This is a genomic window from Limnobacter sp. MED105 (assembly GCF_000170915.1).
Classification (GTDB): domain Bacteria; phylum Pseudomonadota; class Gammaproteobacteria; order Burkholderiales; family Burkholderiaceae_B; genus Limnobacter.
In genome coordinates, this window is the sequence record NZ_ABCT01000014.1 from 93,607 (window position 1) to 102,568 (window position 8,962).

The following is an 8,962-nucleotide window of genomic DNA, read 5'->3' on the forward strand; positions in this document are numbered from 1 at the left end:
GCGTTTACTTCGCAGCGCCACCAAGGGTAGTGCTCACAGTGTCAATGGTTTTACCAGTCAATGCTTTGCGTATACCTGCATCCATGCGGCGCGCTGCAAAGTCTTCGGTAAGATGGCTCAAGTCTTCAATGCCTTTTTCAATGGCGCGCAAGTCGTCGGTCTGCGCCAGTTCACGCAAGGCATTGACACTCGCGTGGATCATTTCAAGTTCGCTGGCCTCGAGCAGGTCACGGTCTTTGCCAATGGCCGCTTCAACCGATTCCACCAAGCGCATGGCTTCAACTTGTTGCTCGCGCAGCTGGCGGGCGTTCATGTCTGCTTCTGCAAACTCAAAACTGTTCTTCAGCATGCCGGCAATTTGATCATCGTCTAGCCCGTAGGAGGGTTTCACGGTGATGTTGGCTGAAACACCTGAACCGGTTTCCATGGCATTGACTGCCAGCAGGCCGTCGGCATCGACTTGAAAGGTGACGCGAATGCGCGCAGCACCAGCTACCATCGGTGGAATGCCCCGCAATTCGAACCTTGCCAGTGAACGGTTTTCAGACACAAGCTCGCGCTCGCCCTGAACCACGTGAATGGCCATGGCGGTTTGACCGTCTTTGAAGGTGGTGAATTCTTGCGCACGCGCCACAGGAATGGTGCTGTTGCGGTTGATCACGCGCTCGGTTAAACCACCCATGGTTTCAAGGCCAAGGCTTAAGGGTATTACGTCAAGCAACAGCAGCTCATCGTCGCTGCGGTTGCCCGCCAAGGTGTCTGCTTGAATGGCAGCACCAATGGCCACAACCTCATCCGGGTTCAAATTCACCAGCGGGTCTTTGCCAAAAAATGCTTTCACTGCTTTGCGAATGACTGGCATACGGGTAGAACCGCCCACCATGACCACGCCATCAATTTCATCGGTACTTAAGCCAGCATCTCGCAGGGTTTTGCGTGCGGCTTGAATGGTGCGTTTCACCAAGGGCTCAACAATGGTTTCAAACTGTTCCGCAGTCACTGTTTCCGCGATGGTTTCACCGCTTTTGAATTCAACGCTGAGAAATGCGGTGTGTTCGTGGGAAATTTGTTCCTTCACTCGGCGGCAAGCCATCACAAGGCGCGAACGTTGTTGTGGGTTCAGTTCCTGAAACCCGTGCGTGGCAATAAAGTGATCAGCCATTGCGCGATCGAAATCGTCGCCACCCAAGGCAGAATCGCCACCCGTGGCCAGCACCTCAAATACACCACCTTGCAATCGTAAAATGGATACATCAAATGTGCCGCCACCCAAATCGAACACCACAAATTGCCCTTGCGCTTTTTGATCAAGGCCATAAGCCACAGCGGCGGCGGTGGGTTCGTTGATTAGTCGAAGTACGTTCAAGCCGGCCAGTTGAGCAGCGTCTTTGGTGGCCTGGCGTTGGGCGTCGTCAAAGTAAGCGGGCACAGTTATCACGGCGCCCACCAGCTCACCACCCAAGGTGGCCTCTGCACGTTTGCGCAAGTTGCGCAGAATATCGGCAGACACTTCAACCGGGCTTTTCACACCATGGTCAGTTTCAATTTCAACCATGCCGCCTGAATCTTTGACACGGTAGGGCAGGTTCAAGCTTTCTACGTCCTTGAAGCCGCGACCCATTAGGCGTTTGACGGAGAACACCGTGTTGAACGGGTCGGTGTCGGCGCAGGCCAAAGCATCTTCGCCCATGTTTTTTACGCCGGTTTCGCCGTAGCGAACCACGCTGGGCAAAATAACGCGGCCAGAAGAATCGGGTAAACATTCGGCACTGCCGCTTCGCACGCTGGCCACCAGCGAGTGCGTGGTGCCCAGGTCGATGCCCACAGCAAGCCTGTGCTCGTGGGGCGCAGTCGACATGCCGGGTTCGGCAATTTGTAACAAAGCCATTAGCTGGCGTCCTCCAGTTGCTCCAATTTCTTGGTCAACTCAATCATGAATTTGTCGATAAACAGCAAGGCCTGCGCGGTGGCGTTGGCCGCCTGCGCATTCTTCTCGCTGTCAATTTGCTGCGCAATCAGTGCAAGGCAACGTTTCTTTTCTGCAGCCACTTCATCCAGCAAGTTTTCGAGTGCCTCAACGCTGTCAATTTCTTCCAGTGCTTCACGCCACTCCATTTGCTGCATCAGCAGGGCGGGTGGCAAGTTGCTTTGCTGCCCACGCGGGTTTTCACCGTTTAGCTCACACCAGTAAATGGCGCGTTCCATGGGGTTTTGCAAGCGCTTGTATGCTTCGTTAACCCGTGTGGCCCATTGCACCGCCAGCCGTTTTTCTTGAGCGCTGGAATTTGCAAAACGGTCGGGGTGGGTTTGACTTTGCAGGCGCAAGTACGAAGCAGAAAGGGCTGCGCTGTCCAGTGCAAACTGGCAGGGCAACCCAAATATGTCGAAATCGCTGTCGCTTAACTTAATGGTTAAATCAGCCATTACACAGTGAAGCTTTCACCACAGCCGCAGCGCGCCTTTTCGTTGGGGTTGTTGAATTTGAAACCTTCATTCAGGCCTTCGCGTGCGAAGTCCAGTTCAATGCCCTCAAGATAGGGCATGCTTTTCGGGTCAACAAACAGCTTGACGCCATGGGCCTCGAACACATTGTCTTCATCGGCAACAGCGTCTACAAATTCAAGCTTGTAAGCCATGCCGGAACACCCGGTGGTGCGCACACCAATGCGCAAGCCTATTCCCTTGCCGCGTTTGGTCAGGAACTTGCTAATGTGGTCGGCGGCGCGCTCGGTCAATGTAATCGCCATGGTGTTCAATTCCTTTTCAACAACTTTTAACGATCAGGCATGCTTCTTTTTGTAATCTTCAACTGCAGCCTTGATGGCGTCTTCAGCCAAAATGGAGCAGTGAATTTTTACAGGTGGCAATGCCAGTTCTTCGGCGATGGCGGTGTTCTTGATTTCCAAAGCCTGGTCCAGGGTTTTGCCCTTGACCCACTCGGTTACCAATGAAGACGATGCAATGGCTGAACCACAGCCATAGGTTTTAAATTTTGCATCGGTAATCACGCCGTCTTCACCCACCTTGATTTGCAGCTTCATCACGTCGCCGCAAGCGGGTGCACCCACCATGCCTGTGCCTACTTCGTCGTCGCCCTTCTCGAACGAACCCACGTTGCGGGGGTTTTCATAGTGGTCCAAAACTTTTTCGCTGTATGCCATGGTACTTCTCCTCAATCTTTAAATATTTCAGTGTTCTGCCCATTGAACGGTGCTCAAATCGACGCCGTCCAGGTGCATTTCCCACAGGGGCGACAATTCGCGCAACTTCGCCACTTTGGTTTTCATCAGTTCGATGGTGAAATCAACATCCGCTTCGGTGGTGAAGCGGCCAATCGAGAAACGAATGGAGCTGTGCGCCAGTTCGTCGCTACGACCCAAGGCGCGCAACACATAAGAAGGCTCTAGCGAGGCTGATGTACAGGCGGAACCGGAAGACACTGCAATGTCTTTCACCGCCATGATCAGGGACTCGCCTTCCACAAAGTTGAAGCTGACGTTCAGGTTGTGTGGAATACGCTTTTCCAGATCGCCATTCACATAAATTTCATCAATGGCTTTCAGGCCGTTCAGCAAGCGGTCGCGCAGTGCTTTCATGCGGGGCAGTTCGCTGGCCATTTCTTCTTTGGCAATTCGGAATGCTTCGCCCATGCCCACGATTTGGTGCGTGGCCAAGGTGCCTGAACGCATGCCACGCTCGTGGCCGCCGCCATGAATTTGCGCATCAATGCGAATGCGGGGCTTGCGGCGCACGTACAGGGCACCAATGCCTTTGGGGCCATAGGTTTTGTGAGCACAAAAGCTCATCAAATCGACTTTCAGCTTTTGCAGGTCAATTTCAACTTTACCAGTGGCTTGTGCTGCATCCACGTGGAAAATAATGCCTTTCTCGCGGCACAGTTCGCCAATGGCGGGGATGTCTTGAATTACACCAATTTCGTTGTTCACGAACATGACCGAAATCAGCACTGTGTCGGGGCGAATGGCCGCTTTCAACGCGTCCATGTCCAACAATCCATTTTCCTGAACATCCATGTAGGTGGCTTCAAAGCCATGGCGTTCCAGATCGCGGAAGGTGTCCAGCACTGCCTTGTGCTCGGTTTTTACAGTGATGATGTGCTTGCCTTTGGTTTCGCCGTAAAACAGCGCTGCGCCCTTGATGGCCAGGTTGTTCGATTCGGTCGCGCCTGAGGTCCATACGATTTCGCGTGGGTCTGCGTTGACCAAAGCTGCAACATCTTCACGGGCTTTTTCAACGGCTTCCTCGGCGGTCCAGCCATAGGCATGGCTGCGGGATGCCGGGTTGCCAAAGCTTTCACGCAGGAAAGGGATCATGGCGTCGGCTACACGCGGGTCCACCGGAGTGGTGGCGCTGTAATCGAGGTAAATCGGCATCTTCATAATGTGTGTGCTCCAATCAACTGCTGTTTAATGTGTGTGCTGTGCGCGCGTTACGGCTGCGGCATTGTTGGCCGCTGGCCTTTCGCGAAACTGAATGGTTCGTTCCGCGTCTTTCTGTTTGTGCTTTTCAACCAGGCATTGCAAGGTCACCGAGCCCAGGTATTCAAGCATTTTCGTATTCAGGCTGCTCCACAGGTCGTGTGTCATGCACTGGCCTTCGTCGGTGCAGTTTTCCTTGCCGCCGCATTGCGTCGCGTCCAAGGGTTCGTCAACCGCCAAAATGACATCGGCCACGCTAACTTCCTTCAGGGCGCGTGCGATGTGGTAACCACCACCTGGGCCACGAACACTTTCGACCAACTCGTGGCGTCGCAACTTCGAGAACAACTGCTCCAGATACGACAGTGAAATGTTCTGGCGCTGGCTGATGCCGGCGAGCGAAACCGGCCCTGTGTCTTGCTGCAAGGCAAGATCAATCATGGCTGTGACGGCAAATCTGCCTTTCGTGGTCAATCGCATGGCAACCCTTTTTAATTCCTACTATTTCACTCAAGTATAGCAAAGTTGACTGTTTTGCTCAAGTATTCGGGTGGTTTGAAAAACTAGGGGAAACCTTGATTTGGCGCGGGGAGTCGACAAAGAAAAACCGCCAGCCAAGGCCAGCGGTTTTTTGTTCAGTGCCCAGCCAAAGCCTGGCTGTTGCCTTTATGCAGCAGCGAATTGAAATACGCGTTTGCGCAACACTTCCAACAAGCCGGTGCAGCTGTCTTCGATGTAGTTCAGAACAGTGTCGAAGCCGTCTGGTCCGCCGTAGTAGGGGTCGGGCACGGTGGCTTCATCGTGTTCAGTGGCGTAGCGCATCATCAACTGGATTTTGTGCGCGTACTGGCGTGGGCACTGCTGTTGCAGCAGGCTCATGTTGTCCCAGTCCATGGCCAAAATCATGTCGCTGTCGCGGAAGTCGTCGGCTGTAACCTGGCGTGAAATGAGGCTGGAAATGTCGTAACCACGCTTGGCGGCAGCTGCCACCGCGCGGGGATCGGGCGTTTTGTCCAAATGGTAGGCATGCGTGCCGGCTGACTCAACAGAAATTTCATGGTCAAGACCCGCTTCGCTTACCATTTGCCTGAAAACGCCTTCCGCTGTTGGTGAGCGGCAGATGTTTCCCATGCACACAAACAAAACTTTGCTTTTCATATTGGCTTCCTATTGTCCTGAACCCATTAAAGTAAAACTCTTCAAACTAAGCGCTGCGTTTGGCGTCCAGCGACGTCACATTGGAGTCGCCCTTGCTGCCAAACAACTGTTCTTTCAACAAACCCAACTGGTCGCGTGCCTGGGCCGCTTTTTCGAACTCCAGGTTTTTCGCGTGGTCCAGCATGAGTTTCTCAAGCCGTTTAATCTCTTTGGCCAACTGCTTTTCACCCAACGGCGCAACTTCCATGGCCTTGTCGGCCTTGCGTTGCTTTGAAGCGTTTGGATCGAACACGCCATCAATTAGTTCCTTGATCTGCTTGTTCACGCCCCGTGGGGTAATGCCGTTTTCCGTATTGAATTCAATTTGCTTGTTGCGGCGGCGGGTGGTTTCGCCAATCGCCAACTCCATGGAGTTGGTAACCCGGTCTGCATACAAAATGGCTTTGCCGTTCAAATTACGGGCGGCGCGGCCAATGGTTTGAATCAAACTGCGTTCACTGCGCAAAAAGCCTTCTTTGTCGGCATCCAGTATTGCAACTAGGGACACTTCTGGAATATCCAAGCCCTCGCGCAACAAATTAATTCCGACCAGCACGTCAAATTCACCCAAACGCAGGTCGCGGATAATTTCTACGCGTTCTACGGTGTCGATGTCTGAATGCAAATAGCGCACGCGCACGCCATTGTCGCTGAGGTAGTCAGTGAGGTCTTCGGCCATGCGCTTGGTCAACGTTGTGACCAATACTCGATCGCCAGCGCGAGTTCTCTCGTGGATCTCGCTGAGCAGGTCATCGACCTGGGTGGTGGCAGGGCGCACCTCAATCACAGGATCAATAAGACCCGTGGGGCGCACCACTTGTTCAACCACTTGGCCAGAATGCTCTTTCTCGTAATTCGAGGGCGTGGCTGAAACAAACACTGTTTGCCGCATTTTGGACTCGAATTCCTCGAAACGCAAGGGGCGATTGTCCATGGCAGATGGCAGACGAAAGCCGAAGTTAACCAGTGTTTCCTTGCGAGACCTGTCTCCACGGTACATGCCGCCCAGTTGCCCAATGGTCACGTGGCTTTCATCAATGATCATCAGCCCGTCTTTGGGCAGGTAATCAATCAGCGTGGGTGGGGGTTCACCGGGCGCTGCGCCTGACATGTGGCGGCTGTAATTCTCAATGCCTTTACAAAAACCAAGTTCAGCCAGCATTTCCAGGTCGAAGCGGGTGCGCTGTTCCAGGCGCTGGGCCTCGACCAGTTTTCCGGTTTTTACAAAGAAATCAAGCTGTTCGCGCAGTTCTTCCTTGATGGTTTCAATGGCACGCAGCACGGTGGCGCGGGGCGTTACATAGTGACTGCTGGGGTAAATGGTGAAACGGGGCAGCTTTTGGCGAATTTTGCCGGTCAATGGATCAAACAGCTGAATACCGTCAATTTCATCGTCAAACAGGTCAATGCGAACAGCCAGTTCTGAATGCTCTGCAGGGTACACATCGATGGTGTCGCCCCGAACACGGAAGGTACCCCGTGTGAAATCAAGATCGTTGCGCTTGTATTGCATGGCAATAAGGCGCTTCAGGATATCCCGCTGGCTCAACTTGTCGCCATGGCGAATACTCAAGATCATGGCGTGGTAATCGGAGGGGTCACCAATGCCGTAAATGCAGCTGACCGTGCCCACAATAATGGTGTCCCGGCGTTCCAGAAGGCTTTTCGTGGCTGAAAGCCGCATTTGTTCAATGTGCTCGTTGATCGAGCTGTCTTTCTCGATGAACAGGTCGCGGCTGGGTACGTACGCCTCGGGCTGGTAGTAGTCGTAATAGCTCACGAAGTATTCCACGGCGTTTTTCGGGAAGAATTCGCGCATTTCGGCGTATAACTGCGCCGCCAGTGTTTTGTTGGGGGCCAGCACCAGGGCAGGGCGGCCTGTTTGGGCAATTACATTGGCCATGGTGAAGGTTTTGCCCGAGCCTGTTACACCCAGCAGGGTCTGGAATACTTCGCCGTCGTTGACGCCTTCCACCAGTTTTTCAATCGCGGTCGGTTGGTCTCCAGCCGGGGAATAGGGCTGGTAAAGCTCGAACGGGCTGTTGGGGTAACTGATAAATCCAGGGGCCATGTTAAACTACAAGTCTTGATGCGAGGCAACCACAAAGCACACAGGTTTTAGCCAATGATTAACCCAACGGGTTGAACCTTCTGGCCAATCCCGTAGAATTACGGAGTTGCATCATTGGGCTGATGGCTGCAGAAACTTTGCAGCGTTTTGTGATAAGCCAATCCTGCATTATCGTCGGAAATGAGTTTTTTTTCCAGACTTGACTTTTTCTTTTTTCACTCCCAGACAACGGAATCATGCTTTCAAATCGCGCACTTACGATCAAACCTTCCCCTACACTTGCCGTGACAGCCAAGGCGGCCCAACTGAAAGCCGAGGGTAAAGACATTATCGGCTTGGGCGCTGGTGAACCCGACTTCGACACCCCTGATCACATCAAGGAAGCTGCCAAGAAAGCGATTGATGCCGGTTTTACCAAGTACACCGCCGTGGGCGGCACAGTTGGCTTGAAAAACGCAGTAATCGCCAAACTGAAGCGCGACAACGGCCTGGAGTACAAGCCCAATGAAGTGGTGGTGGGCGTTGGCGGCAAGCAGTGTATTTTCAACATGATTTTGGCCACCATCAACGATGGTGATGAGGTGGTGATTCCTGCGCCTTACTGGGTGAGCTACGCCGACATCGTGGAAATTGCCGGTGGCGTGCCCAAGCTGGTGTTTGCCGGTATTGAGCAAGGTTTCAAAATGACTGCTGCCCAACTGGAAGCGGCCATTACGCCAAAAACCAAAATGTTCATGATCAACAGCCCCAGTAACCCCACGGGCGCTGTGTACACCAAAGAAGAGCTGGCTGCCTTGGGCGAAGTGCTGTTGAAGCACCCCAATATTCTGGTGGCCACAGATGACATGTACGAGCACATCAACCTGACTGGTACGCCATTCGTGAACATTGTGAACGCATGCCCTGCCCTGAAAGACCGCACCATTGTGTTGAACGGTGTTTCCAAGGCCTACAGCATGACTGGCTGGCGCATTGGTTTTGCAGCAGGCCCGGCCAAGCTGATCGATGTGATGACCAACTTGCAAAGCCAGTCCACTTCCAACCCCACTTCAATTTCACAAGTGGCTGCTGAAGCCGCCCTGAACGGCGACCAGGATTGTTTGAAGCCCATGGTGGCAGCATTCCGCGAGCGCAACGAGTTTGTGACCAAGGCTTTGAATGCTGTGTCTACCATTCAGTGTTTGAAAGCGGAAGGCGCTTTTTATGCATTTGTGGACGCACGCAAGGCGATTGAAAAGCTGGCGGCTGAGGGCAA

Annotated in this window: 9 protein-coding genes; 1 reads left to right on the forward strand and 8 read right to left on the reverse strand. The window is 53.3% G+C overall.

What is annotated here, in order from left to right:
- Positions 1-4: 4 nt before the first annotated feature.
- From hscA to uvrB, 8 genes are all read right to left on the reverse strand, one after another.
- Complete coding sequence (gene hscA, locus LMED105_RS12600) at positions 5-1,888, reverse strand: Fe-S protein assembly chaperone HscA (RefSeq protein ID WP_008251914.1); 1,884 nt, start codon at positions 1,886-1,888, stop codon at positions 5-7.
- Positions 1,888-2,424, reverse strand: coding sequence for a Fe-S protein assembly co-chaperone HscB (hscB, locus tag LMED105_RS12605; protein ID WP_008251915.1), 537 nt, complete (start codon positions 2,422-2,424; stop codon positions 1,888-1,890). Before hscB ends, hscA begins: the two co-directional genes overlap by 1 nt.
- Positions 2,424-2,747: an iron-sulfur cluster assembly protein IscA gene (iscA, locus tag LMED105_RS12610; protein ID WP_008251916.1), complete on the reverse strand. Its 324-nt coding sequence runs from the start codon at positions 2,745-2,747 to the stop codon at positions 2,424-2,426. Before iscA ends, hscB begins: the two co-directional genes overlap by 1 nt.
- Before the next feature lie 33 nt (positions 2,748-2,780).
- Positions 2,781-3,161 (reverse strand): Fe-S cluster assembly scaffold IscU, encoded by a 381-nt coding sequence (iscU, locus tag LMED105_RS12615; protein WP_008251917.1) that lies wholly within the window; start codon positions 3,159-3,161, stop codon positions 2,781-2,783.
- 27 nt (positions 3,162-3,188) lie between these two features.
- Positions 3,189-4,400 (reverse strand): IscS subfamily cysteine desulfurase, encoded by a 1,212-nt coding sequence (locus LMED105_RS12620; RefSeq protein ID WP_008251918.1) that lies wholly within the window; start codon positions 4,398-4,400, stop codon positions 3,189-3,191.
- 27 nt (positions 4,401-4,427) lie between these two features.
- Complete coding sequence (gene iscR / locus LMED105_RS12625) at positions 4,428-4,919, reverse strand: Fe-S cluster assembly transcriptional regulator IscR (protein ID WP_008251919.1); 492 nt, start codon at positions 4,917-4,919, stop codon at positions 4,428-4,430.
- A 186-nt stretch (positions 4,920-5,105) separates the two neighbouring features.
- Positions 5,106-5,597 carry a low molecular weight protein-tyrosine-phosphatase gene (locus LMED105_RS12630; protein ID WP_008251920.1) on the reverse strand — a complete coding sequence of 164 codons (492 nt, stop codon included), beginning with the start codon at positions 5,595-5,597 and terminating at the stop codon, positions 5,106-5,108.
- A gap of 46 nt (positions 5,598-5,643) precedes the next feature.
- Positions 5,644-7,707, reverse strand: a complete 2,064-nt coding sequence (gene uvrB, locus LMED105_RS12635; protein ID WP_008251923.1) for an excinuclease ABC subunit UvrB — start codon at positions 7,705-7,707, stop codon at positions 5,644-5,646.
- Positions 7,708-7,943: 236 nt separating this feature from the next.
- On the opposite strand from uvrB, the gene LMED105_RS12640 reads away from it, so the two are divergent.
- Positions 7,944-8,962: pyridoxal phosphate-dependent aminotransferase (locus tag LMED105_RS12640; RefSeq protein ID WP_008251925.1), on the forward strand; the 1,019-nt coding region annotated here is incomplete at its 3' end.

Coding starts and splice junctions, on each gene's coding strand:
- hscA (WP_008251914.1), bottom strand. CDS start 1,888: ATGGCTTTGTTACAAATTGCCGAACCCGGCATGTCGACTGCGCCCCAC.
- iscA (WP_008251916.1), bottom strand. CDS start 2,747: ATGGCGATTACATTGACCGAGCGCGCCGCCGACCACATTAGCAAGTTC.
- LMED105_RS12630 (WP_008251920.1), bottom strand. CDS start 5,597: ATGAAAAGCAAAGTTTTGTTTGTGTGCATGGGAAACATCTGCCGCTCA.
- LMED105_RS12620 (WP_008251918.1), bottom strand. CDS start 4,400: ATGAAGATGCCGATTTACCTCGATTACAGCGCCACCACTCCGGTGGAC.
- iscR (WP_008251919.1), bottom strand. CDS start 4,919: ATGCGATTGACCACGAAAGGCAGATTTGCCGTCACAGCCATGATTGAT.
- iscU (WP_008251917.1), bottom strand. CDS start 3,161: ATGGCATACAGCGAAAAAGTTTTGGACCACTATGAAAACCCCCGCAAC.
- uvrB (WP_008251923.1), bottom strand. CDS start 7,707: ATGGCCCCTGGATTTATCAGTTACCCCAACAGCCCGTTCGAGCTTTAC.
- hscB (WP_008251915.1), bottom strand. CDS start 2,424: ATGGCTGATTTAACCATTAAGTTAAGCGACAGCGATTTCGACATATTT.